Below are 25,406 nucleotides of genomic sequence, written 5' to 3' on the forward strand. Positions count from 1 at the left end.
ATGCGGACCCCCGCCGAACGGAACGCCATGCCGGGCCCGGTCCGGGCCGTCCTGCCCGACGGCCGGCGCCGGCATTTCCAGCACGGCCCGATCGACCTGGTGCTCGAAGCCTTCGGCCCGGCCGGCGAGGTCGCGGCGTTCCACGAACAGGCCTGGGCGCGCTTCCGGACCGTTCTCGGCGAACTGGTTGGCGAGCTGGCCGCGCTGCGCGCCGGTATTTCCGGTATGCCGGCCGTGCGGGGCAGCACGGCGCGGCGCATGGCGGCGGCCTGCGCGCCGCATGGCGGCAGCTTCGTCACGCCGATGGCGGCCGTCGCCGGCGCGGTTGCGGACGAGGTGCTGGCGGCGGGGATCGCGGGTCGAAACCTGTCCCGCGCCTACGTCAACAACGGCGGCGATATCGCGCTCCATCTGGCGCCGGGCGAACGGTTCCGGACGGGGATGGTTGCGCTGGGCGAGGCGCCGGAAGCCGCCGGCGTCACGGAAATCGGCAGCGAAGACGGGATCGGCGGGATCGCGACCAGCGGCTGGCGCGGCCGCAGCCTTTCGCTCGGCATCGCCGATTCGGTGACCGTCCTCGCCGGAAACGCCGCCGCGGCGGACGTCGCGGCGACGCTGATCGCCAATGCGGTCGATATCGACAGTCCGGCCGTCAAACGAATTCCGGCCCGTGAGCTCGATCCGGACAGCGACCTCGGCGCGCGGCCGGTGACCGTTGACGTTGGCGCGCTCCGGGCAGCCGAAGTCGCGGCGGCGCTGGCTGCGGGCCGGGCGGCGGCACAGTCGATGGCCGGCCGCGGCTTGATCGCCGCAGCCGCGCTCTGCCTGTGCGGCGACCGCGCGATTGTTGCAGGAACGTCGCCGGCGGTTTCCCTGGAGACGGACGACCCGGTTTCCGGTCCCGAGGAAAGGGCCGAAGCGGCATGAGCGGATTCGTGCGCAACGCCTGGTATCCGATCGCCTGGCTGGACGAGCTGGACGACGGTCCCCTGGGCCGGCGGCTGCTCGGCGAGCGGGTCATGGTGTTCCGCACCGGGGACGGATCGCTGGGGGCGCTCGAAGACCGCTGCGCACACAAGTTCCTGCCCCTGTCGAAGGGCCGGGTGCGCGGCGACTGTATCGAATGCGGCTATCACGGACTGCAGTTCGACGCGACCGGGGCCTGCCGCAAGATTCCGGGTCAGAAGCTCATTCCGGGCAATATCCGGGTCCCGTCCTATCCGGTCGCCGAACGGCTCGGCCTGGTCTGGGTCTGGACCGGCGCGCCGGAGAAAGCCGACGAGGCGCTGCTGTTCGACCTGCCGCCCTACCGGAACCCGGCCTGGGGCGTCAATCACGGCCCCTACACCCACGTCGCGGCGCACTATCAGCAGCTGACCGACAACCTGCTCGACCCGGCCCATGTCAGCTTCGTGCATCCGTCGTCGCTCGGCAGCGCCGAGATGGAGGACATCCCGGTCGAGACAAAGCAGGTCGGCGACATCGTCGAAGTCAACCGCTGGACGCTGGATCGGCCGCCCGTGCCGATCTTCGAGCAGTTCATGAAGATCGAAGGACATGTCGATCGTTGGCAGTATTATTTCTTCTATCCGCCGGCGATCAATGTGGTCGATTTCGGGATCGGCCCGGTCGGCATGAAGCATTCGGACGAAGCGCGCGAAAAGGGCACGCGCATCTTCTCCTGCCACTATCTCGCCCCGGAGACCGAAAGCAGCACCCATTATTTCTGGATGCAGGTGCGCAACTTCGAGCCGGAAAACGCGCCGGTGTCCGAACGCATGACCGAGCAGTTCGTCATGGCGTTCGAGGAAGACCGGGACATTCTCGAGGCGGTGCAGCGTTCGCAGGACGAGGCCGGGATCAAGCCGACGGTCCGGCTGGCGATCGACAACGGTCCGAACCGCAGCCGGCGCATCGTCGACAAGATGCTCCGGGCGGAACAGGCCGCGGCCGTGGAGGCCGCGGAATAACGTGTTGTAGATGACGCACCGGAGCGGTCGCCGGCCCGCCGGCGATATTTCCGGGACGTCGAACCAGGGAGGAAATCCTCATGAAAGTGAAATACGTTCTGACGGCAGGCGTCGCCCTCGGCGTCCTTTCCGGCGCTCTTGCGACCGGGATGCCGGCGCTGGCGGCCGACGAGATCAAGATCGGCGACATCAACAGCTACACAAGGCTGCCGGCCCACACGATTCCGTACCGTCGCGGGGCGACCCTGGCGATCGAGGAGATCAACAAGGCCGGCGGCGTGCTGGGCAAGAAGCTGGTCTTCGTTTCGCGCGACGATCAGGGCAAGCCGGGCGAGGCCGTCAAGGTCGCCGAGGAACTGCGCTCCCGGGACAAGGTCGCGCTGATTTCCGGCTCGCTGTTCTCCCATATCGGTCTGGCACTGGCTTCCTGGGCCAAGCAGCGCAAGACGCTCTATCTGGCGGCCGAGCCCCTGGCCGACGCGCTGGTCTGGGCCAAGGGCAACAACTACACTTTCCGCCTGCGTCCCTCGACCTACATGCAGGCGGCGATGCTGGCGGCCGAGGCGGCCAAGCGCAAGGAGGCGAAGCGCTGGGCGACCATCGCGCCGAACTATGCCTACGGCAAGGATGCCGTGGCGGCGTTCCAGAAGGTGCTGAAGAAGCTCCGTCCGGACGTAACCTTCGTCCGCTCGCAATGGCCGGGCCTGTTCAAGATCGACGCCGGCGCCGAGGTCCAGGCGCTTGCCGCCGCGAAGCCGGACGCGATCTACAACGTCACCTTCGGCGGCGACCTCGCCAAGTTCGTCCGCGAAGGCCGGACGCGCGGCCTGTTCAAGGGCAAGCTGATCGTCGGGCTGCTGACCGGGGAGCCGGAATACATCGATCCGCTGAAGGACGAAGCGCCGGTCGGCTGGCTGGTCACCGGCTATCCGTGGCAGGACATCGATACCCCGGCGCACAAGAAGTTCCTCGCCGCCTACCAGGCGCGCTGGAACGACTATCCGCGCATCGGTTCGATCGTGGGCTACAACACCATGCTGGCGATTCAGGCCATGCTCAAGAAGGCCGGCTCGACCGACACCGACAAGATGGTCGCCGCCATGAAGGGCCTCAGCTTCGACGCCCCGACCGGGCCGATCACCTTCCGCGCCGTGGATCACCAGTCGACCATGGGGGCCTATGTCGGCTGGACGGTGCTCAAGGACGGCAAGGGCACCATGGAGCGCTGGCAGTATCTCGACGGCGCGAACTACCTGCCGTCAGTCGAGGAAACCAAGAAGCTGCGCAAGCAGTAAACGGGACTGCCGCGAAGCCGGCGGCCTCTGGCGAGGGGCCGCCGGTTTCCGGTTTTCGGCCGCCGGTTTCGAACTGCGGGTACGAATGGCGGCCGCATCCTCTTTCCGCTGAACGCCGGGCGCCGCGATGGGTGAATTCATCGTCACACTGCTGACGGGCCTTTCCAGCGCGGCTGCGCTGTTCCTCGTTGCGTCCGGCCTTTCGATCATCTTCGGCGTCACGCGGATCGTGAACTTCGCCCACGGCTCCTTCTACATGCTGGGCGCCTATATCGGCGTGACCGCGGTCGCCGCGGTCGGCGGCGGGGCGGTCGGTTTCTGGGTTGCCATCCTGCTTGCCGCGGCCGCGGTCGGCCTGATCGGCGTGGCGATGGAAATCCTGCTGCTGCGCCGCATCTACCGGGCGCCGGAACTGTTCCAGCTGATCGCGACCTTCGGCGTGATCCTGGTCGTCCAGGACGTCACCCTGTGGATCTGGGGTTCGGAAGACCTGGTCGGGCCGCGCGCGCCCGGTTTCACCGGCGCGGTCACGATCCTCGGCCAGCGCCTGCCGGAATACGATCTCGTGCTGATCGCGGTCTCGCCGCTCGTGCTGGCCGGCCTGTGGCTGCTGTTCAACCGCACGCGCTGGGGCACGCTCGTGCGCGCGGCGACCCTCGACCGCCAGATGGTCGCCGCCCTCGGCGTCAACCAGCGCTGGCTGTTCACCGGCGTGCTGTTCCTCGGCTCGGCCCTGGCCGGACTCGGCGGGGCGATCCAGCTGCCCAAGGGCGGCGCCGACCTGCTGATGGATTTCAACATCATCGCGGCGGCCTTCGTCGTCGTTGTGGTCGGCGGCATGGGCAGCATCGGCGGCGCCTTCCTCGCCGCCATCCTGATCGGCCTGCTCCAGACCTTCGGCATCCAGATTTTCCCCAACAGCACGCTGATCCTGATGTTCCTGGTCATGGCGGTGGTCCTGATCTTCCGGCCCTGGGGCCTGCTCGGCCGGCCGGAAATTCCCGGCCACGGCGTCGTCGAGGCGCCCGAGGCGCCGCTTCGCCCGGCCGGCCGGGGCCTGCGCCTCGCCGGCGCCCTCGTGCTCGCGTTTCTGCTGCTTCTACCGGTGGCGCACCTGGTCGTTCCATCCGTCGTCGGCGATTTCTCGCTCGTACTGACGATCGAGATCATGATCTTCGTGCTGTTTGCCGTCGCCCTGCATTTCATCATGGGGCCGGGCGGCATGGTCTCGTTCGGCCACGCCGCCTTCTTCGGCGGCGGCGCCTATGCGGCGGCGCTGCTGGTCAAGTTCGCCGACGCGCCGATGGAGATCGCCTTCTGGGCCGCGCCCGCCGGCGCTGCGCTGCTGGCGATCCTGTTCGGCTGGTTCTGCGTGCGGCTGACCGGGGTCTACTTCGCCATGCTGACCCTGGCCTTCGCCCAGATCGCCTGGTCCATCGTCTTCCAGTGGGGCGAAGTCACCGGCGGCGACGACGGCATCCTCGGCACCTGGCCGTCCGACTGGGCGAGTTCGCGCATCGCCTACTACTATCTGACGATCGGCTTTACCGTCGCCGGCATCCTGGCCATGCGCCGGATGCTGTTCGCACCGTTCGGCTACACGTTGCGCGCCGGCCGCGATTCGGCGCTGCGCGCCGCCGCCATCGGCATCGACATCAAGCGCCACCAGTGGATCGCCTTCACGATTTCCGGCGCGTTCGCCGGTCTCGCCGGGGCGCTGTTCGTCTACTCCAAGGGCAGCGTCTTTCCCACCTCGATGGAAATCGCGCGCTCGTTCGACGCCCTGCTGATGGTCCTGCTCGGCGGAGTGCATTCGCTCACCGGGCCGATCGTTGGCGCGACGGCGCTGACCTGGCTCAACGACCTGTTCAGCGAGCTGAGCTACTGGCGCTTCCTGCTCGGCGCGACGATCATCGCTCTGGTGCTGCTGCTGCCCGACGGCCTGGCCGGGTTGGGCGATACCTGGCTGGCGCGCCGGCTCGGCCTGGCCGCCCCCGGATCGGGGTCCGGGGCAGACCCCGGATCGGGATCCGGGGCAGGCGGGCGGGGCGCGCCGGCATGACGGCGCTGCTCGAAGTCAGCGGCCTGTCCAAGGCGTTCGGCGGCGTGCGCGCGGTCCAGGAGGTCTCCTTCGCGGTCGAACCGGGCGAACTGCTTGCCATGATCGGGCCGAACGGGGCGGGCAAGACGACCTGTTTCAACATGCTGATGGGCCAGATCCGGCCGGACCGCGGCGCCATCCGGCTCAAGGGCCGGGACATTGCCGGCCTGCCGCCGCACCGCATCTGGCGGCTCGGCGTCGGCCGCACGTTCCAGATCACCGCCACCTTCTCTTCCATGACCGTGCGCGAGAACGTCCAGATGGCGCTGATCAGCCATCGCCATGCGAGCCGCAGACTCTGGCGGCCGGCGGCGGAGACCGAGGTCGCGCAGGCCGACGCACTGCTGGAGCGGGTCGGCATGGCGGAGCAGGGAGACCGCGCCTGTTCGGTGCTCGCCTATGGCGATCTCAAGCGGGTCGAACTGGCGATCGCGCTCGCCAACGATCCGGACCTGCTGCTGATGGACGAGCCGACCGCCGGCATGGCGCCGCGCGAGCGGGTCGAACTGATGCGCCTGGCCGACGAGATCGTCGCGGAACGCAATATCGGCGTGCTGTTCACCGAACACGACATGGATGTCGTCTTTGCCCACGCCCACCGGATCATGGTGCTGAACCGGGGCGAGCTGATCGCCGAGGGCGCGCCGGAGGCGGTGCGCGCCAACGAGCAGGTGCGCGAAATCTATCTCGGCAGCGCCGTTGCAGAGGGCGCGCCATGACGGAAACGGTCCTCGAAGCCCGCGACCTGCACACCTATTACGGCGGCGCGCATATCCTGGCCGACCTGTCGTTCGTCCTCAACGACGGCGAGGTCGTCGTGCTGCTCGGCCGCAACGGCGCGGGCAAGACGACCACCCTGAAATCGGTCATGGGGCTGGTCCCGATGCGCGCGGGCCGGGTCATGCTGGAAGGCGCGGACATCACAGGCCGGGAGCCCCATGTCATCGCCCGGGCCGGTATGGGCTATGTGCCGGAGGACCGGCGCATTTTCGGCGATCTCACCGTGATGGAGAATCTCGAGGTCGGCCGCCAGCCGGAGCGGGCCGGCGCGCCGGCCTGGACGCCGGAACGGCTGTTCGGGATGTTCCCGAACCTGGCCGAGATGCGCACCCGGCCGGCCGGCCGGATGAGCGGCGGCGAGCAGCAGATGCTCACCGTGGCGCGCACCCTGATGGGCAATCCGAAGGTCCTGCTGCTCGATGAGCCGTCCGAGGGCCTGGCGCCGGTGATCGTCGACCAGATGGCCGCGACGATCCAGGCGCTCAAGGCCGAGGGGCTGTCGATCCTGCTGTCGGAGCAGAATCTCCATTTCGCGACCGCCGTGAGCGACCGCGCCTACATCGTCGAGAAGGGGCGCATCCGCTACGAAGGCGGGATGGACGCGCTTGCCGCCGATGCGGAAGTACGCAACACCTATCTGACCGTTTGACCCGTGCGGAACGGGGAGGAGGAACCGCCATGAAAGCCGATATCCGCAAGACCATGGTGTTGGTCGAGGACACCCGCAAGGAGATGGGCCGGGCGATCGACCCGCCGACCCGCCGCGCCGTTGCCATCGCCGTGATCGTCAACCCCTTCGCCGGCGAATATGTCGAGGATCTCGAACCGCTGATGGAGATCGGCGCGGAGCTGGGCGGCTATCTGGGCGACAAGGCGGTCGGCGTGCTTGGTATCGATCCGTCGGCGGCGGAAAGCTACGGCAAGGCGGCGGTGGTCGGCGAGCGCGGCGAGCTGGAGCACGCCGCCGCGATTCTGCACCCGCGGCTCGGCGCGCCGCTGCGCAAGGCGGTCGAGAAGGGCGCCGCGCTGGTGCCGTCGTCCAAGAAACGGGGCGGACCGGGCACGCCGCTCGACGTGCCGCTCGGCCACAAGGACGCCGCCTATGTCCGCAGCCATTTCGACGGCATCGAGGTCCGGATTCCCGATGCACCGGCAGCCGACGAAATCCTGGTCGCCGTCGCCGTAACCGACAGCGGCCGTCCGCTGCCCCGGGTCGGCGGCCTGACCGTCGACGAGGCCGTCGGCGAGGACGGGCTGCGGTAACGTGCGAATCTGCGAATCGACAATCGGAAGACCCGCCATGCGCTTCGCACCCGATCGCCCGATAACATATTCCCCCCTCCCCTTGGGGGAGGGGGTCAGGGGGAGGGGTCCGCGGACGATATCGCGGCGCCGAATTCGGGCTCCTGCGCGCCGGCAGACAACCCCTCCCCTAACCCCTCCCCCAAGGGGAGGGGGATTCCGGCCGGAGCGCCGCGCCGGCGATGGACTACGAATCGAACGCGATGGAGTTCGCCCGGAACAGGGAAACATGCCATGAGCCTCACCGTTTCCACCGCGCCGCCGAAGGGCAAGACGGTCGTCCGCAATATCGGGATGATGCTGTCCGGCGACCTGGCGCAGCCGATCCTGGATGCCGACTGCATCGTGGCCGTGGACGGCCGGATCGACAGTTTCGGCACGGAAGGCGACCTGAATACCGCCGGGGCCGACACCGTCATCGACGCCAAGGGCACGACGCTGGCGCCCGGCCTGATCGACAGCCACGTCCATCCCGTATTCGGCGACTGGACGCCGCGCCAGAACCAGTTCAACTGGATCGACAGCTTCCTCAACGGCGGCGTCACCACGATGATCTCGGCCGGCGAGGTCCATCTGCCGGGCCGGCCAAAGGATATCGTCGGCCTCAAGGCGCTCGCCGTGACCGCCCAGCGCGCCTTCGACGCCATGCGCCCGGCCGGCATGAAGGTCCATGCCGGCGCGCCGGTGATCGAGAAAGGCATGGAGGAAGAGGATTTCGCCGAGATGGCGCGCAACGGCGTCAAACTGCTCGGCGAGGTCGGCCTGGGCGGCGTCAAGCAGGGCGAGGAAGCCAAGCAGATGGTCGCCTGGGCGCGCAAATACGGCATCCAGAGCACGATCCACACCGGCGGCCCGTCGATCCCCGGCTCCGGCCTGATCGACAAGGACGTCGTGCTCGAAGCTGACGCCGACGTGATCGGCCATATCAACGGCGGCCACACCGCGCTGCCGCTCGACCAGATCCGCTGCCTGTGCGAGCAGTGCAGCCGCGCCGTCGAGATCGTCCACAACGGCAACGAGCTGGCCGCCCTCTACGCCATGCGCACGACCATGGAGCTGGGCCAGCCCGAGCGCATCATCCTCGGCACCGATTCGCCGGCCGGCTCGGGCGTGCAGCCGCTCGGCATCCTGCGCCTGATCGCGATGCTGTCGAGCATCGGCGAGGTGCCGGCGGAGATCGTGTTCTGCTTCGCCACCGGCAACACGGCGCGCATGCGCGATCTCGACGTCGGCCTGATCGAGGAGGGCCGCGCCGCCGACTTCGTCATCATGGACAAGGCGCAGCACTCGGCCGGCGCGACGATCCTCGAATCGGTGCGCATGGGCGACGTGCCGGGCGTCGGCATGGTGATCGTCGACGGCGCCGTGCGCTGCGGCCGCTCGCGCAACACCCCGCCGGCCACGACGTTGCCGGAGGTGGCGGGGTAGGGGAGGCGCCGGGCGGGGGGCTGGCGCCCGCTCCGCAGCACGCCCGTTTCGACCGTGTGTCGCGCGGGATCCGATCCGGCGTTCAGAGCCGACGCGTGGGTGGTTGCCGGAGGCCGTGGTTCGCGCTTGGCGTGACCTGGGAGCGACTTGTACGGGCGTAGACGTCGGTCGGGGGCATGTTTCGCGCACGGGCGCGCGCATCTCCTTCCGGCGGCTATCCCGACCGACAATCACTGGTTAGGTTGGTAATCGTTGCGAGTGACGAGGGGATAGCGGGGGCGTATTGTCGGATTTCTCGGAATTCGTGGTCTACGCGGACGAGAGCGGCGATCACGGGCTTGTCGCCATCGATCCACAATACCCGGTTTTTGCGCTTGTCTTCTGCGCCCTGCGCAAGGCCGACTACATCGCCGACGTCGTTCCCGCCGTTCAGCGTTTCAAGTTTGGCATCTGGGGGCACGATGCGGTCGTCCTGCACGAACATGATATCCGCAAGAGTAAGGGGCCGTTCGCGATCTTGCTGACCGACAGGGCATTGCGCGAACGGTTCTATAGCGATCTCAACAGCCTGGTCGAAGCGGCACCCGTGACGATATTCGCGGCTGTCATCGATAAGACCGGCCTGCACGCGAGATATGCCGACACCCAAAATCCCTACCGGATCGCACTTCATTTCTGCATGGAGCAGCTGCACACCATGTTAAGCGAGGAGAGGCAGCACGGCAGGACGGTTCACGTCATCTTCGAGAGCCGCGGCAGGAAGGAGGACCGGGAGCTCGAACTGGAGTTTCGCCGGATCGCTGCCAACGACAGCGGCTCCGGCCCCGGCCGGCAGGATTTCGGGCTGTTCGATTTCCAGCCGGTGTTCGTCCCGAAGGCGGCGAACTCCGTCGGCCTGCAACTCGCAGACTTGACGGCGCGGCCCATCGCGCTGTCGCACCTGCGCCCGGACCAGCCCAACCGCGCCTTCGAGATCGTCCGACCGAAGATCGGCGGATTGGCTCAACTGCCGTGAACGCCCGAGGCCGGAAAACAAAAGGGCCCCGGAAGTTCCAGGACCCTTCTGTCGACCGGGAAATTCCCAATCCTTTGGCCGATATATAGTCACCGGCCGCAACGCTCGCAAGCAAATTCGGCCAGGCGGCCCGTACGCAGGACACCGCCCGGCCATACCGAAACGGCGCACCGGCCATGACTCGCCGGGCCGTTCCCTAGCGCTTATGTTCGCCCCACGGCGGCGCTCTTGCGGGCGCCGTTCGTTTGCCGGCAGGGAGCGGACATCATGGACGGCGGCGGAGAACGGCATTACGGCATCGGCGACCGGGCGCCCCGCAAGGAAGATCGCCGCCTGCTGACCGGCCGCGGCCGCTATGCCGACGATGTCCGGATCGCGGGCGCGCTCGCCGGCCATGTCCTGCGCGCGCCGGAAGCCCACGGGGATATCCGCCGGCTCGATACCGGTGCCGCCGCGGCCATGCCGGGCGTCCGGCTCGTTCTGCGCGCCGAAGACCTGATCGAATTCGGCTGCCGGCCGATCCCGTGCCGGCTGCCCATCAAGGGCCGCAATGGCGAAGCCATCGCCGTGCCGATCCGCCATGCCCTCGCGCACGGCCGGGTCCGCTTCGCCGGCGAACCCGTCGCTTTCGTCGTCGCCGATACGCCGGAGCAGGCGCGCGACGCGGCCGAGGCCGTCATTCTCGACATCGAGCCGCTGCCCGTTCTGCTCGATCCGTGGCAGGCCCTCGAAGCGGATGCGCCGCTCCTGCACGACAGCGTTCCCGGAAATCTCGCCCTCGACTGGGCGGGCGGCGATGAAGCGGCAACGGAGGAGGCCTTCGCCGAGGCTGCCCACGTCACCTGCCTGCGCATCGCCAGCCAGCGCGTCGCGCCGACCCCGATCGAGCCGCGCAGCGGCACCGCGGTCTGGGACGGCGAAACCGGCCGCTACACGTTGCACACCGGCGGGCAGGGCGCGTTCGGCCTGTCCCGGACCCTGGCCCATCTGCTCGGCGGAGAATCCGGCGACGTCCGGGTCCTGATGGAGGATGTCGGCGGCTCCTTCGGCATGAAGGGCGGCGCCTATCCGGAGCATGTACTGTGCCTGGCCGCCGCCCGGCTGACCGGCCGCCCGGTGCGCTGGCGCGACGACCGCTCCGACAGTTTCCTCGGCGACGCCGCCGGCCGCGACATCCATGTCGACGGCGAACTCGCGCTGGACGCGGACGGCCGCATCCTCGCCATGCGGCTCACCGGCGTTGCCAACATGGGCGCCTTCGTCTCCGGCGTCGGCCCGCTGCCCGGTTCGACCAACATCCTCAAGAACGGCGCGTCGCTCTATCGCATTCCGGCGGCTTTCGTGAACATGCGCTGCGTGCTGACCAACCAGAATCCCGTCGCCGCCTATCGCGGCGCCGGGCGGCCGGACGGCAACCTGTTCACCGACCGGCTGGTCGACACGGCGGCGCGGGAGACCGGCAGGGACCCGGCGGAATTCCGCCGCCTGAACCTGCTCCGGCCCGACGAGTTGCCCTACACGGCGGTTTCCGGCCAGGTCTATCGCGAAGGCGAATTCGAGGCCGTGCTGGACCAGGCGCTGGCGGCTGCCGACGCGGCCGGTTTCGCGGCGCGCAGGGCGGACAGCGACGCGCGTGGCCTGGTCCGCGGCCTCGGCGTTGCCAGCTATCTCGAAGCGACCGCGCCGCCCGGCAGGGAGATGGGCGGCATCCGGTTCGGGGCGGACGGCCGGATCACCTTCATCACCGGCACCAAGGATTACGGCCAGGGCCACGAAGGCACCTATGCCCAGGTGCTCGGCGAAAGGCTCGGCGTATCCTACGACCGGATCGGGCTGCTGCAGGGCGACAGCGACGCCTTGCTCCACGGCGGCGGTTCGGGCGGCTCGCGCTCGCTCATGGCAAGCGGCAAGGCCGCGGTCGAGGCGGCCGACGCGGTCGTCGAAAAGGGCCGGACGGCGGCGGCGCATTTTCTCGAAGCGGCGGTTGCCGATATCGAGTTCGGCGGCGGGCAGTTCCGGGTCGCGGGCACGGACCGGACCATCGCGCTGCACGACCTTGCTGCGCGCATGAAAGCCGAACCGTTGCCGGGCGAAGGCCTCGACAGCCTCGATGTCGGCCTGGTCGTCGACACGCCGCCCTCGGCCTTTCCGAACGGCTGCCATATCTGCGAGGTCGAACTGGACCCGGAAACCGGCGCGCTCGCCGTCGACCGCTACGTCGCGGTCGGCGATTTCGGCACGATCGTCAATCCGATGCTGGTCGAGGCGCAGATGCACGGCGGCGTGACCCAGGGGCTGGGCCAGGCGCTGATGGAAGACGTGGTGCTGGACGGCGAGGGCCAGTGCCTCACCGGCTCGCTGATGGATTACTGCATCCCGCGGGCGTCGGACCTGCCGGATCTGGAGCACATGATCGTGGGCGATCATCCGGTGCCGACGGAAACCAATCCGCTCGGCGTCAAGGGCTGCGGCGAAGCGGGAACGACCGGGGCGCTGCCGGCGGTCGCCAACGCCGTGGCCGACGCCCTGCAGCAATGCGGCGTCGCCGGGTTCGACATGCCGGCGACACCGCACCGGATCTGGCGCCTGCTGAACGGGCGTTCTTAAAGGCGTCACCGGATTGTGACGGGAATTTAATGTCCAACCGGTGCGGTGCTGCCGATATTGCCGTCACGCCAACCGGGGACGACCATGGCACGCCGCATCCTGCTTATCGACGATGACGATCTGCTGCGGGCGGCGATCGGCGATCTTCTGGAAAGCGGCGGATACGATGTCGCCTCGGCCGGCGCAGGCGATGCCGGCCTCAAACTGTTCCGCTCCGCCCGGCCGGATCTGGTCATTACCGACCTGACGATGCCGGAGACCGACGGCATCGACATCCTCCGGGCGCTGTCCGCGGAAGTGCCGCGGCCCCGGATCGTCGTCATTTCCGGCGGCGGCGAACAGCTCGATTCGCTGACAGGCCTGCGCCGGGCGCAGGCTCTCGGCGCCGACCGGATTCTGGAAAAACCGTTTCGTGCCAATGCACTGCTTGAAATTGTCGCCTCGGTTCTGAACGAGCGCGAAATGGAAACGGGCGATACCGGCGCCGCCTGACCCGGCGGATATGCCGGCCGGCCGCCGCCGCGCGCCGATTTCCGCTTGCCGGCGTGCGGAAAAAATGACATGAACCGCGCCCTTTTCCGCGGAGCCCGCCGATGAATCGACCCGCCTATCCCCGTTCGCCCGGTGCCGAAGCAGGCGCCCCGTCGCTCGCCGAGCGCGAAGCCCGGCAGATGGATGAGGCGGGCAAGCTGAACCGCTACCTGATCGGTTACGGCGAAGCGGTCGAGGCCGACTGGACGGCGCGCGGCCTCGATGCGCCGGACCTGCCGGCCATGCAGCGCTACCGGGTCGAACGGGTCCGCGCGGAGATGCGCCGGGCCGACGTCGCCGGGATGCTGCTGTTCGACCCGCTCAACGTGCGCTACCTCACCGATTCGACCAATATGCAGGTCTGGATCACGCACAACGCGGCCCGCTACGCCTTCGTCGCGACCGAAGGGCCGGTCGTCCTGTTCGAATACAAGGGTTTCCGGCATCTGAGCGCCCATTCGGTCGCGATCGACGAGATCCGGCCCGCGACCGGCCCCTATTTTTTCCATGCCGGCAGCCGGCTGCCCGAGGTCTACCGCAAATGGTCGGCCGAGATCGCCGACCTGATCGACGGCCATGGCGGCGGCAACCGCCGGCTGGCGCTCGACCACGGCCCGCCGGCCGGCATCCACGCCCTCGAAGGCCTCAATCTCGAGGTGGTCGATGCCCAGCCGATCATCGAAACGGCGCGCAGCATCAAGTCCGCCGAAGAGATCAAGGCGATGCGCCGGGCCATGGCGGCCTGCCTGGACGCGCTCGACGACGCAAGGGCGGCGCTGCAACCCGGCATGACCGAACTGGAACTGTGGGGCGCGTTCTGGAACGCCGCGGTCAGCCGGGGATCGGAATGGATCGAGACCTGCCTGCTCGCGGCCGGGCCGCGCACCAACCCGTGGTTCCAGGAATGCAGCGGCTACGCCATCCGGGCCGGTGATGTCGTTGGTTTCGACACCGATCTGGTCGGTCCCTACGGCTATTGCGCCGATATTTCGCGAACCTGGCTGTGCGGCGACGACCGGGGCGACGACGAGCAGCGCGCGCTCTACGCCATCGCGCAGGAGCAGGTGCAGTACAATACGGACCTGCTTAGGCCCGGCCTCGGCTTCCGCGAATTCGTCGAGAAGGCGCGGTTGCTCCCCGAGGATTGCCTGCCCCGGCGCTACGGCGTGCTGATCCACGGCGTCGGCCTGTGCGACGAGTGGCCGGCCATTCCCTATCCGCAGGATTTCGACAAATCGGGCTACGACGGCGTGTTCGAGCCTGGCATGGTCGTCTGCGTCGAGAGCTATACCGGCAGGGTCGGCGGCCGGGAGGGCATCAAGCTCGAAGAGCAGGTCGTGATCACCGAGACCGGCTACGACCCGATTTCCATACCCAAGCCGGACCCGCAGCTTTCCTGACTGGCCGACGGAGGCCGTATGCCGCCGGACATGCATCGTAGGGGAGGGTTTCAAACCCTCGCCTGCACTCGGGACACGCTCCGCGGCGTATCAAGGGACGGGAATTGCGACATCGTTCCGTCGAGTGCGGGACATCCCCTCAACGTAAAACGGGCTGAGTTGCCGCCACCCGCGCCGGGGCGCGGGCGTCCGCCCTGCCGAGGAGGCCCCCATGAGCGTCGAACCCGATTATATCGCCGAGGCGAACGCCTTCCGCGCGCGCTGCCCGGCGAAGCCGGTTGCAGTCGGCCGCGCCGTCTGGCGCGTCATCGACACCGGCGCCGTTTCCGGCGGCCAGAGCCTGCTGCTCTGCCCCGGCACGCTCGGCAACGCCGATATCTTCCGCAAGGTCATCGAGGCGCTCGCCCCGGACATTCGGGTGATTTCCGTCACCTATCCGATGATCGGCGACTTTCTGCGCATCGCCGACGGCGCGGTCGCGCTGCTCGACCGGCTCGGCGCCGGCCGGGCCCATGTCCTCGGCTCGTCGCTCGGCGGCATGCTGACCCAAGCGATCGGTGCGCGCCATCCGGACCGGGTCGGCCACCTGTTCGTCGCCAACTCGATCGCCGCGGCCGAAGCGATCGGGGCGGCCGGGTTTCCGTCCGAGGCCGAGGTGCTGCGCACGCCGGGCGCAGCGCTCAAATCCGCCGTAACCCGGAGCTTGGAACAATGGCCGGAACCGCGGCCGGAAATGGCGGCGATCAAGCGGTTCCTGGCCGACGAACTGGCGAACAGCTTCAGCGGCCGCGCCTTCAAGGCCCGCCTGCTGGCTCTGTCGCGGGTCACGGATATTCCGGTGGCGGCCGTCGCGCCTGAGCGGCTGACGATTCTGCAGTCCGACGACGACCAGCTGGTGGCCGTGCCTGTCCGCCACGGCGTCGTCGAGCGCTATCCCGGCGCCCACGTCCATACCTTCGACTGGGGCGGCCATTTCCCCTACGTTACCCGGCCCGGCGACTATGTCGGCGTTATCCGCCGGCGGCTCGGCCTCTGAACCGGCGGTTCGGCGGCCGGCTTCAGGTCCAGGCCGCCGGACCGGCTGGAGACGGCACATGCCAACGACGCTCATCGGCAATATCGGCGAGTTCTTCACCGGCGACCTCGATTCGCCGACCGCGCCGGTTTCCAGCCTGATGATCGAAGACGGGCGCATCGCGGCGTTCGACCCGGCGCCCGACGCCGCCCACGACATCGCGATCGATGCCGGCGGCGCGGCCGTTCTGCCGGGCCTCGTGGACGGTCATGTCCATCCGGTGTTCGGCGAATGGACCCCGACGCAGGACTCGCTGGGATGGATCGGGAACTATCTGCACGGCGGCACCACGACCATGGTTTCGGCGGGCGAACTGCACACGCCGGGCCTCGACTATGCCGGCCTCTCGCCCGATCTGGTGACGTCGCTTTCCGAGGTGACGCGCGCGACGACGGGCAGGGTACGGTGGTCCGGGGTCAAGCTCCATGCCGGCACGCCCCTGCTGGTCCCCGGAATGACCGAGCGGCATTTCGACCGCCTCGCCGAAGCCGGAATCATCCTCGCCAAGTTCATTTTCTTTCCGCTGGAGGAAAACCGTGCCGAGGCGCTGCGCTATACGGCATGGTGCCGGGAACGCGGCATCCGGACCAAGGTTCATACCGGCGGCGTGTCGCGCTCGGGCTCAAGCCGCGTCTGCGGTTACGAGACGCTGTCGTGGCTGCAGCCCGACATCGCCGCCCATGTCTCCGGCGGGCCGATCCCGATGAGCGACGACGACCTCGACAGGCTGGTCGACGACACCGCGTTCACGCTCGAAATCTGCTCGTCGGGAAATTACCGCTCCACCCTGCGGGTTACCAGCCGGCTGAGAGAGCGGGGCCGGCTCGACCGGCTCACGCTGGGCACCGATACGCCGGGCGGGACCGGCGTCATCCCGCGCGGCATGCTGCGCAACATCCTGTTGCTGTCTTCGGTCGCGGATTTGACGCCGGGAGAGGCGATCGCGGTCGCCACCGGGAACACGGCGCGCGCCCACGGCCTCGAAGTCGGGATTCTGCGTCCCGGCGCCCCGGCCGACATCGTGATTGCCGGGCCGGTCGAGGGTTCGGCCGGCTCGACCCTCGCCGACGCGATCGCCCACGGCGACCTGCCGGGCATTTCGTTCGTCCTGATCGACGGCGAGGTGGCGGTGGAGACCCGAAGCCGGCAGACGCCGCCGCCGGCGACACCGGGACAACTGATTTCCGACAGTCCGGGCTGCCCGTTCTGCTGAACCCGCGCGATCCGGTTCCCGCTTGCCGCGAGTCGCAGGAAGCGCATTTCGGGTTCGGCGCGCAGCCGGGCGTATCCCGCGCATCCGGATCGAACCTGACGAGGCTTCTTGTGCCGAAGGAAGCGTCGATTCACTTCCGCCAGAGAACTGCCCGGGGACGCGCAGCGCGGTTGTTGTAATGCGGCGGCGCTGTGGTAAACGCGAAGGACGAAGGATCGGCAGCATGGAACCTTCGATCTCCGACACTGGAAGGACGGCTGAATGAGCGCCTGGTTTCTCCTCGCTTGTGCCATCGCGCTTGAGGTGGCGGGAACGTTGTTGCTGAAACTGTCCAGCGGTTTCGAAAAGTGGCATTGGGGCGTGCTTGCCATCGTCTGTTACAGCGCCTGCTTCTGGGTCATGGCGCCGGCCCTCAAGGTTATCCCGGTCGGGGTCGCCTACGCGATCTGGGCGGGTGTCGGCATTCTTGCCATAACGCTGATCGGATTCGTTCTGTTCGACGAACATCTCGGGCTCGTTCAACTGGCGTGCATCGCGCTGATCGTCGTCGGCGCGGTCGGCCTGCGCCTGACCACCGCAACGCCCGCGGCCTGATCCAAATTTCGCGGTTGCCGGGCCGGACGGCGCGGCCCGGCGGCGCCGGCCCGGAGTGCGTTCAGCCCACCAGTTTCCAGTCGGTGCCGCCGGGGCGGTCCTTGATCGCGACGCCCTTCGCCCGCAATTCGTCGCGCAGGGCGTCGGCGGTCGCCCAGTCCTTGTCGGCGCGGGCCTTTTCGCGCCGGGCGATCAGGGCCATCAGGTCGTCGGGTAATGACCGGCTTTGCGTCGCGGCCGCGAGGTCGAGACCGAAGATCGTGTCGAATTCGAGGATCAGAGCGAGCTTCTCGGCCGGCCGGAGCTCCGGGTCCCGCGCCATTTTCCAGGCAACCGCCAGTGCGTTGGGGACGTGCAGGTCGATGGCCAGCGCGTCGTGGAAGCGCGCCCGCCACCCGGCCGTCTCGCCGCCGCGCACGCCATCACTGCCGTCCCGCGCCGCATAGCTCCAGTCGTGAGCCAGGTTGCGCAGGGTTTTCAGCGACTGGCGCGCGCCGTCCAGCGCCTCGAAGCTGAAGCTGAGCCGGGCGCGGTAATGGCCGGTCAGCAGCAGGTAGCGGTAGTCCATCGGGTCGTAGCCGGCCTCGACCAGCCGGTCGAGATGCAGGAAGTCGCCGCTCGATTTCGCCATCTTCGCCTCGTCCACCACCAGGAATTCGCCGTGCAGCCAGGTCTCGACCCAGCGGTGGCCGAAGCAGCCCTCGGACTGGGCGATCTCGTTTGTGTGGTGGACCGGCACATGGTCGATGCCGCCGCAATGCAGGTCGATGGTCTCGCCGAGATATTCGCTCGCCATCGCCGAACATTCGATGTGCCAGCCGGGGAATCCGGCGCCCCAGGGCGAGTCCCATTTCATGATCTGGTTGGGATATTTCGACTGGCTGAACCAGAGCACGAAATCCGCCGGGTTGCGCTTGCGCTCGTCGGCGTCGACCCGCTCGGTCGCCTCCTGGGCGTCCATCTGCAGCCGGGCGAAATCCGGGTAGGCCGGGAAGGTCGCCGTGTCGTAATAGACGTTGCCGCCGGCCTCGTAGGCGTGGCCGCGTTCGACCAACCGTTCGACCATGGCGATCATCTGGGGGATATGCTCGGTTGCCCGGCAGACCGTGTCCGGCCGGCGGATCCCCATCATGTCGGTGTGGCGGAAGAACTCGCCCTCGTAGAAGCGGGCGATGTCCCAGGGCGATTTACGCTCGCGCGCCGCCGCCAGCATCATCTTGTCGTCGCCCTCGTCGGCATCGGATTCGAGATGGCCGACATCGGTAATGTTCATCACATGGTGCAGGTCGTAGCCCGCCATGCGCAGCGTTCGCTGCAACAGATCCTCGAACACATAGGTCCGCAGGTTGCCGATATGGGCATGGTTGTAGACCGTCGGCCCGCAGCAGTAGAGCGTCACCTTCGGCGGCGCGGCCGGGGCGAATGGCTCCACGGTGCGGGTTCGCGTGTTGAAGAAGCGCAGCGGCAGGAGTTCGGACATCGCGCGACAGGCGGCTCGGGAAAGCGGAAGGACGGCCCAGGGACAGCTTTGCGCGCAAAGTGGCCCCGGAAGCGCCGGTTCGGCAAGAGCGAGCCTTGACCCGCGGCAACTTTCGGGCTTGGTGGCGGGAATCTTGCAGCGGCGGAGCGGAACATGGCGGGCAGCGACGGCAGCAGGTTCGGCGAAAGGTTCGGGGGCCGCGCGGCGGTTATCACCGGCGGCGCGAGCGGCATCGGCCGGGCGGCGGTGCTGCGGTTTCTGGAGGAGGGCGCAAGCGTCACCTTCGCCGACCTGAACGACGCCAACGCCGAAGGGACGCTTGCCCTGGCGCGCGCCGCCGGCCATGGCGACCGCATTGCCTACGTCCGGGCCGACGTGACCGACGAAGCGGCGGTGAAAGACTGCTTCGAGGCCGCCGCCGCCCGCTGGGGCCGGCTCGACGTGGCCTTCCTCAACGCCGGCGTCGGCGGCGCCATCGGGCCGGTCACCGAGACCACGGTGGCGGAGTGGGACACCAGCTTCGCCTTCCTGGTGCGCAGCGTGTTCCTCGGCGCGAAGCACGCCGTGCCGGCGATGAGGGCCAATCCGCCCCGGCCCGATGGCAGCCCCGGCGGCGTTCCCGCGGGCGGCGCCATCGTCGCGACCGGCAGCGTCGCCGGCCTGTCCGGCGGCGGCGGGCCGCACGCCTATTCGGCGGCCAAGGCGGCGGTGATCAATCTCGTGCGCAGTCTCGCGCTCGAACTGGCGTCCTGGCGCATCCGGGTGAACGGCGTGGCGCCGGGCCTGATCGATACGCCGCTCGCCCACGGCGGCGATCCATCGCGCCTGCCGGACATGAGCGAACGCCAGCCCTGGCCCGACCGCGGCCGGCCGGAAGACATCGCCGCCGCCGCGGCCTTCCTCGCCTCCGACGACGCCCGCTTCATCACCGGCGAGACCATTACCGTCGACGGCGGCGTGATGGCCAACAGCAGCAACATCTGGGGCCTCGGGGAGAATTGCCGCTTCCTCCAGAAGGCCGGGCTGAACAAGGGCACGACCGGGTTGGAGAACATCGTGCGCGACCTGGGCGAGGCCCCGTAGCGGAGACCGGCCGGCCCGGCCCGCGGCGCGGCCGCTTACCGCAGCCGGCGATGCCGTCGCATATGGATTTTTCGCCGGCAAGCGCCTATATGCCCGCCATCCGGCGCACCGCCCGCACGCAGGAATCGCCGCCCAGAATCACCGCACAGAATCGCCGCAGACCGGATATGGAACTCATTCTCCTGATCGTTCACCTGATTCTCGCCGTCGCGCTGATCGGCGTCGTCCTGCTGCAGCGCAGCGAGGGCGGGGCGCTCGGCATCGGCGGCGGCGGCGGCGGCGGCGGGATGAGCGGCTTCCTGACCGGCGCTGCGACCGCCAACCTGCTGACACGGGCGACCGCCGTGATCGCGGCGCTCTTCATCGCCTCCAGCATGGGGCTCGCCATCATGTCGGGCAACAAGCGCGCGCCGACCAGCGTGGTCACCGGCACGGGCAGTACGGCGCCGGCAACGCAGCAGGACGCCGGATCGGCCCCCGCGGTTCCGCCCGCCGAACCCGCAAAACCGCAGAACTGAGCGGTGGCGGCAGCGCGCTTCTGCCGACCGCCCGCCCCGATACTCTCATTGCCCCACCGCCCTGCGGGCCGGGTTCGCTGCGCGGCCCACACAGACTTCCCGATTAATTTATCGCGGCTTTTCCGGCCGCACCGGGGATGGTACGCTGCCGTCCCGTCATGGCCATGACGCGGTTCATCTTCATTACCGGCGGGGTGACGTCGTCGCTCGGCAAGGGGCTGGCTTCGGCGGCGCTGGGCGCGCTGCTCCAGGCCCGGGGCTACACGGTCCGCCTGCGCAAGCTCGATCCCTATCTCAACGTCGATCCGGGCACGATGAGCCCGTATCAGCACGGCGAGGTCTTCGTGACCGACGACGGGGCGGAGACCGATCTCGATCTTGGCCATTACGAGCGCTTTACCGGGGTGCCGGCGCGCCGGACCGACAGTTTCAGCGCGGGGCAGGTTTATCAAAACGTGCTCGCACGGGAGCGGCGGGGCGACTATCTGGGCGCGACCGTGCAGGTCATCCCCCATGTCACCGACATGATCCGGGAAATGGTGCTGCGCGATACCGACGGCATGGATTTCGTGCTGTGCGAAATCGGCGGCACGGTCGGCGATATCGAGGGCCTGCCCTTCCTGGAGGCGATCCGGCAGCTCGGCAACGCGCTGGGCCGCGAACGCTCCATGTTCTGCCACCTCACCCTGGTGCCCTGGATCCCGTCGGCCGGCGAACTCAAGACCAAGCCGACCCAGCACAGCGTCAAGGAACTGCTCGGTCTCGGCATCCAGCCGGATATCCTGCTCTGCCGCTGCGACCGCGAGATTCCGGAAGGCGCGCGCCGCAAGATCGCCCTGTTCTGCAACATCGCCCACGACCGCGTGATCCAGGCGCTCGACGCCGAGACGATCTACGACGTACCGCTCAGGCTGCACGCCGAGGGCTTCGACACCGCGGTCTGCCGCTATTTCGGGCTCGACGAGGCGGAGCCGGAGCTGCGGCAGTGGCAACGCATCGTCGAGCGGGTCGTGCGGCCCGAGGGCCGGGTGACGATCGCCATCGCCGGCAAGTACACCGGCCTGCAAGATGCTTACAAATCGCTCGAGGAGGCGCTGACCCACGGCGGCATCGCCAACGACGCCAGGGTCGAACTGCGCTGGATCGATTCCGAGATTTTCGAACAGGAAGACCCGATTCCGCACCTGAGCGGCGTCAACGGCATCCTGGTGCCCGGCGGCTTCGGCGAGCGCGGCGCCGAAGGCAAGATCCTGGCCGCCCGCTTCGCCCGCGAACACGCGGTGCCCTATTTCGGCATCTGCTTCGGCATGCAGATGGCGGTGATCGAGGCGGCGCGCTCCCTCGCCGGCATCGAGGCCGCGAATTCGACCGAGTTCGGCCCGACCGACGACCCGGTGGTCGGCACGATGACCGAATGGATGCGCGGCAACGAACTGGAGGTCCGCACGGCCGACGGCGACCTGGGCGGCACCATGCGCCTCGGCGCCTATCCGGCGAAGCTGGCGCGCGGCAGCAAGGTCCATTCGATCTATGGCGACACCACGATCAGCGAGCGCCACCGCCACCGCTACGAGGTCAACATCAACTATCTCGAGAAGCTGGAGGCGGCGGGGCTGCGCTTCTCCGGCCTGTCGCCGGACGGCGCCCTGCCGGAGATCGTCGAGCTGGAGGGCCATCCCTGGTTCGTCGGCGTCCAGTTCCACCCGGAGCTGAAAAGCCGCCCCTTCGCGCCGCACCCGCTGTTCATGTCCTTCATCAAGGCCGCCATCGACCAGAGCCGGCTGGTGTAGGGCGAGACGGCTCCCGTTCCGGTCGGCCGCACGGATTTGACGGGCACATATCAGACTATTAGGTTGGGCGTATAAACGTATAAGCGTCTATGCGCAAAAGGGGTGTCCATGACCCGGTGGAATCTGTCCATTCCCGAAGAGACGGACCGGATGGTCCGCACCTTCCTGGCGCGCACGGGCGGCAGGAAAGGCGACCTGTCGCGCTTCGTGGACGACGCGGTGCGCCGCCGCGTGCTCGATCTCACCGTCCGGCAGATCAAGGAGCGGAACGCGCCGTTCGACCAGACGGAAATTCTCGGTCTCATCGACGAGGAAGTAAGCGCCGCCCGTGCGGGTCGTCCTTGACACCAACATCCTGATCGGCGCCCTGATCACCAGGGATACGCCGCCGGACAGGCTGTATCGGGCGAAATGAAGACCGTGGAATCAACTTGTCATGCAACTTGTCCAAATTTAACTGAGTTATTTTTCATTCGGTCGTTATGTTCTATTAAATGGGCGACAGTATTTTGCTGAACATCAAACCATTCCAAGATCTTTACTTGACATTGGGTCTTTTAGTGCCTGGTTTAATTGTATTGTTCGTTCGTTCGCAATTTGTGACAGGTCGGAACCAACCTCACACAGAGGCGTTTCTTTCCTATCTGGTTGTTTCTGCAATATACTATGCCATTGCTTTTCCTATCATTGATTTTTTTCAGTCAATTGAAATCTCGCAGTACATAAATTTACTTGGCTGGTTAATTTTGGTTTTTATCGGCCCTGCAGGGCTTGGCTTATTGCTTGGAGTAAACGTGCAGTATGACCTTCTTCGACGCTTGCTTCGAAAATGTGGTTTAAATCCAGTCCACGCGATGCCCACCGCTTGGGATTGGAAGTTTGGAAGTATGGAATCACAATGGGTTCTTGTCACTCTCAAGGACGGGACCCGTTTTGCAGGATTTTACGGCGCGAAGTCTTTCGCTTCTTCTGATCCGAAAGAACGTGACATCTATATTCAATGGATATACGATATAGATCCAAATGACGTGTGGAAGTCTCGTAATGAGAACGGCGTTCTCATTTCCCCGGACGAAGTTCAGACGATTGAGTTTTGGCCATTTTGATTCAAAGGAGGAAAGCAGTGACTAAAGATGACAAGCCGACAGCAGCACGACAGCCGATAAGTGAAGGGTACCAGCCAAAGGTTGTAAAGAGGGGCTATCAACCAAAACCACAGGGTGGACACCAACCGACAAGTCACGGCGCTCCATCTAAACCGCCATCCAATCCACCGAACAAAGGGACCGGCGGGAAAAAGTGAGGGGAATATATTTAATTTAGCATGTTCAATAGCTGCTGGCTATCCCGAGTTGGAAAACACCTTCTAACATTACGCAAGCCTGTCAGGAGTCTCGTTTGCATAGTGCGCCCCTTGCTATGACGGTGCATTCAGTCCGTACCACTTGGGGCAGCACTGCAATCTGCCCGTTTCGCCCGCTACGGATAGTAGCGCCTTAACGCCCGCAGATCGGCGGAGATGCGGGCGCGGACGACCCGGGCCTCGGCCTTCGCCGATTCCTTCGGGCCGACCGTGACGCCGGTATCGAGTTCGAACGAGCCGTGGGGGCCGAGGCCGTGCAATTGCAGCCGGTTCCAGACCGGGCGGTTGCCGACGCTGCCGCTCAGGCTGACCGTGATGCCGGTGATGCGGTAGCCCGACCGGTTGGACACCCGCACGAGCAGCCGCCGGAACCGGAAGACCGGCCGCGCCGAGACGTAGCGCCCCGGGTTATCCGCGATGTCGAGCATGGCGTGGCGCGCCCGCGCCGCCTCGCCGACATCGCCCTTGGCGTTGGCCGCTGCCGCGAACAGGGTCTTGGCCGCGGACCGGTTGCCGCTTTCCAGTTGCAGGGTGCCGAGGGCGTAGCCGGCCAGCGACGTCGGCAGGAGGCCGTAGCTGTATCTGAGATCGCTTCGGGACCGGGCGCCGTTGCCGAGCGCCGACCAGGCGAGGCCGCGGCCGAGAAAGTGCTCGTAGAAGCCCGAGTCGCGGCGGATCGCGTTGTCATAGGCTGCAACGGCTGCCTCGTAGCGGCCCATGCGGGCGAGGATCTGGCCCTTGAGGCCGCGGAACTGCGCCTCCTGCGGCACGCGGGCGATGGCTCTCTCGATCAGGGGCAGGGCGCTCGCCGGCGCCGCCGCCATGACCCGGCGCGCCTTGTCCGCCGCGGCGTAGGCCGGCTTGCGCGTGCGCAGCCAGGCGAGTTGGACGTCGTAGCGTTTGCGGCCGAGGTCGCCGCCCGGCGGGTATTTCCTGAGCGCCTTGCGGTTGTTCTTGACCCGCTCCTTCGACGGCGGATGGGTCGCGAACAGGCCGGTCAGCCAGTCCTGCCGCCGCCCCTTGCTGAGCGCCAGGAACTTCTGCTGCAGGGTGACGGCAGCGCGCGTGTCGTAGCCCGCCCTGTGCATGTATTTCATGCCGTAGAAATCGGCCTCGCGCTCCGCACCCCGGCTGTAGCTCCGGTTGATGAGCTGGAAGGCGAGGCCGGAGCCGCCGAGGATGTAGTTGATGTGGCGCGAATCCCGGCCGGCCAGCGCGATGGCGATCTGCGCAACGCCGAACAGCAGGTTGCGGGTCAGCGCCTGGCCGCCGTGGCGCGCGGCGGCGTGGACGACCTCGTGGGACAGCACGGCGGCGAGCTCGGCCTCGTTCTCCATCTCCATGAGCAGGCCGCGGTTGATGCCGATCTTGCCGCCGGGCAGGGCCCAGGCGTTGGGCACGCTGTTGTTGATGACGACGAACTCGTAGGGCAGCTTCGTCCGGTCGCTCTTGCGCGCGACCCGCCGGCCGACCTCCCGGACATAGGCGCCAAGCTTCGGATCGGTCTTGAAGCGCCCGCCCTGGGCCTGCTGCAACGGCCCGTAATGCTGCTTGCCGAGATTGATCTCGTCCCGCGTCGAATAGGGCGCAAACTCCTTCTCGCCGGTGACGGGGTTCTTCGAGCAGCCGGCGAGCACCGCCGCCGCGAGGAGAAGGGCAAGGGGGAGGGCGGGCTTTGTGCGGCGAAAGGCCGGCGTCATCGTAATGCCTTGCTGTAACTTGGACGAATGAACGGATGGTTTCGAAGGGTCCGGCACCCGGCCCGGCACATTGTGCCAATTTTCCGCTGAATGTCGATTTTCTTGCCGCCCTCGCCTTCGATGCGCGCCCATGCCCCTCTGACAAAAAATGTTGCGCCGTC

The 25,406-nt window shown here is 67.5% G+C and carries 22 protein-coding genes; 20 read left to right on the top strand and 2 right to left on the bottom strand.

Annotation, left to right across the window (positions count from 1 at the left end; translation table 11 throughout):
- The 15 genes from OXM58_14840 (at nt 1) to OXM58_14910 (ending at nt 17,311) form a co-directional block, all read left to right on the top strand.
- Nucleotides 1–927: a UPF0280 family protein gene (locus tag OXM58_14840; GenBank protein ID MDE0149646.1), complete on the top strand. Its 927-nt coding sequence runs from the start codon at nt 1–3 to the stop codon at nt 925–927.
- Nucleotides 924–1,970: an aromatic ring-hydroxylating dioxygenase subunit alpha gene (locus tag OXM58_14845; protein ID MDE0149647.1), complete on the top strand. Its 1,047-nt coding sequence runs from the start codon at nt 924–926 to the stop codon at nt 1,968–1,970. Before OXM58_14840 ends, OXM58_14845 begins: the two co-directional genes overlap by 4 nt.
- An 80-nt stretch (nt 1,971–2,050) precedes the next feature.
- Nucleotides 2,051–3,265, top strand: a complete 1,215-nt coding sequence (locus OXM58_14850; GenBank protein MDE0149648.1) for an ABC transporter substrate-binding protein — start codon at nt 2,051–2,053, stop codon at nt 3,263–3,265.
- A gap of 127 nt (nt 3,266–3,392) precedes the next feature.
- On the top strand, nt 3,393–5,327 hold the full coding sequence (locus tag OXM58_14855) for an ABC transporter permease (protein ID MDE0149649.1): 1,935 nt from the start codon (nt 3,393–3,395) through the stop codon (nt 5,325–5,327).
- The gene (locus OXM58_14860; GenBank protein MDE0149650.1) at nt 5,324–6,085 is read left to right on the top strand and encodes an ABC transporter ATP-binding protein; all 762 of its coding nucleotides are present in this window, start codon (nt 5,324–5,326) and stop codon (nt 6,083–6,085) included. The genes OXM58_14855 and OXM58_14860 overlap by 4 nt, the downstream gene beginning before the upstream one ends.
- Nucleotides 6,082–6,795, top strand: a complete 714-nt coding sequence (locus tag OXM58_14865; protein ID MDE0149651.1) for an ABC transporter ATP-binding protein — start codon at nt 6,082–6,084, stop codon at nt 6,793–6,795. The genes OXM58_14860 and OXM58_14865 overlap by 4 nt, the downstream gene beginning before the upstream one ends.
- 29 nt (nt 6,796–6,824) lie before the next feature.
- Nucleotides 6,825–7,409 (top strand): amino acid synthesis family protein, encoded by a 585-nt coding sequence (locus tag OXM58_14870; protein ID MDE0149652.1) that lies wholly within the window; start codon nt 6,825–6,827, stop codon nt 7,407–7,409.
- Between the two features lie 273 nt (nt 7,410–7,682).
- Nucleotides 7,683–8,876 (top strand): amidohydrolase family protein, encoded by a 1,194-nt coding sequence (locus OXM58_14875; GenBank protein MDE0149653.1) that lies wholly within the window; start codon nt 7,683–7,685, stop codon nt 8,874–8,876.
- 283 nt (nt 8,877–9,159) lie between these two features.
- Nucleotides 9,160–9,891, top strand: a complete 732-nt coding sequence (locus OXM58_14880) for a DUF3800 domain-containing protein (protein ID MDE0149654.1) — start codon at nt 9,160–9,162, stop codon at nt 9,889–9,891.
- 267 nt (nt 9,892–10,158) lie between these two features.
- Nucleotides 10,159–12,498, top strand: coding sequence for a xanthine dehydrogenase family protein molybdopterin-binding subunit (locus OXM58_14885; GenBank protein ID MDE0149655.1), 2,340 nt, complete (start codon nt 10,159–10,161; stop codon nt 12,496–12,498).
- A gap of 84 nt (nt 12,499–12,582) precedes the next feature.
- The gene (locus OXM58_14890) at nt 12,583–12,990 is read left to right on the top strand and encodes a response regulator (GenBank protein ID MDE0149656.1); all 408 of its coding nucleotides are present in this window, start codon (nt 12,583–12,585) and stop codon (nt 12,988–12,990) included.
- Nucleotides 12,991–13,091: 101 nt separating this feature from the next.
- Nucleotides 13,092–14,429 carry a Xaa-Pro peptidase family protein gene (locus OXM58_14895; GenBank protein ID MDE0149657.1) on the top strand — a complete coding sequence of 446 codons (1,338 nt, stop codon included), beginning with the start codon at nt 13,092–13,094 and terminating at the stop codon, nt 14,427–14,429.
- Nucleotides 14,430–14,640: 211 nt separating this feature from the next.
- Nucleotides 14,641–15,465 (top strand): alpha/beta hydrolase, encoded by an 825-nt coding sequence (locus tag OXM58_14900; GenBank protein MDE0149658.1) that lies wholly within the window; start codon nt 14,641–14,643, stop codon nt 15,463–15,465.
- 58 nt (nt 15,466–15,523) lie between these two features.
- Nucleotides 15,524–16,717, top strand: a complete 1,194-nt coding sequence (locus OXM58_14905; protein ID MDE0149659.1) for an amidohydrolase family protein — start codon at nt 15,524–15,526, stop codon at nt 16,715–16,717.
- 261 nt (nt 16,718–16,978) lie between these two features.
- On the top strand, nt 16,979–17,311 hold the full coding sequence (locus tag OXM58_14910; GenBank protein MDE0149660.1) for a multidrug efflux SMR transporter: 333 nt from the start codon (nt 16,979–16,981) through the stop codon (nt 17,309–17,311).
- Nucleotides 17,312–17,372: 61 nt separating this feature from the next.
- Here the strand turns inward: OXM58_14910 and cysS are convergent, their stop codons facing one another.
- Entirely contained in the window at nt 17,373–18,791 is a 1,419-nt protein-coding gene (cysS, locus tag OXM58_14915; protein MDE0149661.1) for a cysteine--tRNA ligase, read from the bottom strand.
- 153 nt (nt 18,792–18,944) lie between these two features.
- Between cysS and OXM58_14920 the strand changes: the two genes are divergently transcribed.
- The 5 genes from OXM58_14920 (at nt 18,945) to OXM58_14940 (ending at nt 23,288) form a co-directional block, all read left to right on the top strand.
- Entirely contained in the window at nt 18,945–19,874 is a 930-nt protein-coding gene (locus OXM58_14920) for an SDR family NAD(P)-dependent oxidoreductase (protein ID MDE0149662.1), read from the top strand.
- Nucleotides 19,875–20,041: 167 nt separating this feature from the next.
- Complete coding sequence (secG, locus tag OXM58_14925; protein MDE0149663.1) at nt 20,042–20,392, top strand: preprotein translocase subunit SecG; 351 nt, start codon at nt 20,042–20,044, stop codon at nt 20,390–20,392.
- 164 nt (nt 20,393–20,556) lie between these two features.
- Entirely contained in the window at nt 20,557–22,182 is a 1,626-nt protein-coding gene (locus OXM58_14930) for a CTP synthase (protein MDE0149664.1), read from the top strand.
- Between the two features lie 108 nt (nt 22,183–22,290).
- Nucleotides 22,291–22,527, top strand: a complete 237-nt coding sequence (locus OXM58_14935) for a methionine repressor-like protein (GenBank protein ID MDE0149665.1) — start codon at nt 22,291–22,293, stop codon at nt 22,525–22,527.
- 149 nt (nt 22,528–22,676) lie between these two features.
- The gene (locus tag OXM58_14940) at nt 22,677–23,288 is read left to right on the top strand and encodes a DUF6338 family protein (GenBank protein ID MDE0149666.1); all 612 of its coding nucleotides are present in this window, start codon (nt 22,677–22,679) and stop codon (nt 23,286–23,288) included.
- Nucleotides 23,289–23,661: 373 nt separating this feature from the next.
- Here OXM58_14940 and OXM58_14945 read toward each other — a convergent pair whose 3' ends face one another.
- On the bottom strand, nt 23,662–25,245 hold the full coding sequence (locus OXM58_14945; GenBank protein MDE0149667.1) for a M48 family metalloprotease: 1,584 nt from the start codon (nt 25,243–25,245) through the stop codon (nt 23,662–23,664).
- Between the last annotated feature and the right edge of the window lie 161 nt (nt 25,246–25,406).

It is taken from the genome of Rhodospirillaceae bacterium, assembly GCA_028819475.1.
Taxonomy (GTDB): Bacteria; Pseudomonadota; Alphaproteobacteria; order Bin65; family Bin65; genus Bin65.

What these genes read in the sequence shown, in the direction of transcription:
- OXM58_14885 (MDE0149655.1), top strand. Translation starts at nt 10,159, where the DNA reads ATGGACGGCGGCGGAGAACGGCATTACGGCATCGGCGACCGGGCGCCC.
- secG (MDE0149663.1), top strand. Translation starts at nt 20,042, where the DNA reads ATGGAACTCATTCTCCTGATCGTTCACCTGATTCTCGCCGTCGCGCTG.
- OXM58_14850 (MDE0149648.1), top strand. Translation starts at nt 2,051, where the DNA reads ATGAAAGTGAAATACGTTCTGACGGCAGGCGTCGCCCTCGGCGTCCTT.
- OXM58_14845 (MDE0149647.1), top strand. Translation starts at nt 924, where the DNA reads ATGAGCGGATTCGTGCGCAACGCCTGGTATCCGATCGCCTGGCTGGAC.
- OXM58_14870 (MDE0149652.1), top strand. Translation starts at nt 6,825, where the DNA reads ATGAAAGCCGATATCCGCAAGACCATGGTGTTGGTCGAGGACACCCGC.
- OXM58_14940 (MDE0149666.1), top strand. Translation starts at nt 22,677, where the DNA reads ATGGGCGACAGTATTTTGCTGAACATCAAACCATTCCAAGATCTTTAC.
- cysS (MDE0149661.1), bottom strand. Translation starts at nt 18,791, where the DNA reads ATGTCCGAACTCCTGCCGCTGCGCTTCTTCAACACGCGAACCCGCACC.
- OXM58_14840 (MDE0149646.1), top strand. Translation starts at nt 1, where the DNA reads ATGCGGACCCCCGCCGAACGGAACGCCATGCCGGGCCCGGTCCGGGCC.
- OXM58_14920 (MDE0149662.1), top strand. Translation starts at nt 18,945, where the DNA reads ATGGCGGGCAGCGACGGCAGCAGGTTCGGCGAAAGGTTCGGGGGCCGC.
- OXM58_14895 (MDE0149657.1), top strand. Translation starts at nt 13,092, where the DNA reads ATGAATCGACCCGCCTATCCCCGTTCGCCCGGTGCCGAAGCAGGCGCC.
- OXM58_14910 (MDE0149660.1), top strand. Translation starts at nt 16,979, where the DNA reads ATGAGCGCCTGGTTTCTCCTCGCTTGTGCCATCGCGCTTGAGGTGGCG.
- OXM58_14945 (MDE0149667.1), bottom strand. Translation starts at nt 25,245, where the DNA reads ATGACGCCGGCCTTTCGCCGCACAAAGCCCGCCCTCCCCCTTGCCCTT.
- OXM58_14860 (MDE0149650.1), top strand. Translation starts at nt 5,324, where the DNA reads ATGACGGCGCTGCTCGAAGTCAGCGGCCTGTCCAAGGCGTTCGGCGGC.
- OXM58_14875 (MDE0149653.1), top strand. Translation starts at nt 7,683, where the DNA reads ATGAGCCTCACCGTTTCCACCGCGCCGCCGAAGGGCAAGACGGTCGTC.
- OXM58_14855 (MDE0149649.1), top strand. Translation starts at nt 3,393, where the DNA reads ATGGGTGAATTCATCGTCACACTGCTGACGGGCCTTTCCAGCGCGGCT.
- OXM58_14905 (MDE0149659.1), top strand. Translation starts at nt 15,524, where the DNA reads ATGCCAACGACGCTCATCGGCAATATCGGCGAGTTCTTCACCGGCGAC.
- OXM58_14900 (MDE0149658.1), top strand. Translation starts at nt 14,641, where the DNA reads ATGAGCGTCGAACCCGATTATATCGCCGAGGCGAACGCCTTCCGCGCG.
- OXM58_14890 (MDE0149656.1), top strand. Translation starts at nt 12,583, where the DNA reads ATGGCACGCCGCATCCTGCTTATCGACGATGACGATCTGCTGCGGGCG.
- OXM58_14935 (MDE0149665.1), top strand. Translation starts at nt 22,291, where the DNA reads ATGACCCGGTGGAATCTGTCCATTCCCGAAGAGACGGACCGGATGGTC.
- OXM58_14930 (MDE0149664.1), top strand. Translation starts at nt 20,557, where the DNA reads ATGACGCGGTTCATCTTCATTACCGGCGGGGTGACGTCGTCGCTCGGC.
- OXM58_14865 (MDE0149651.1), top strand. Translation starts at nt 6,082, where the DNA reads ATGACGGAAACGGTCCTCGAAGCCCGCGACCTGCACACCTATTACGGC.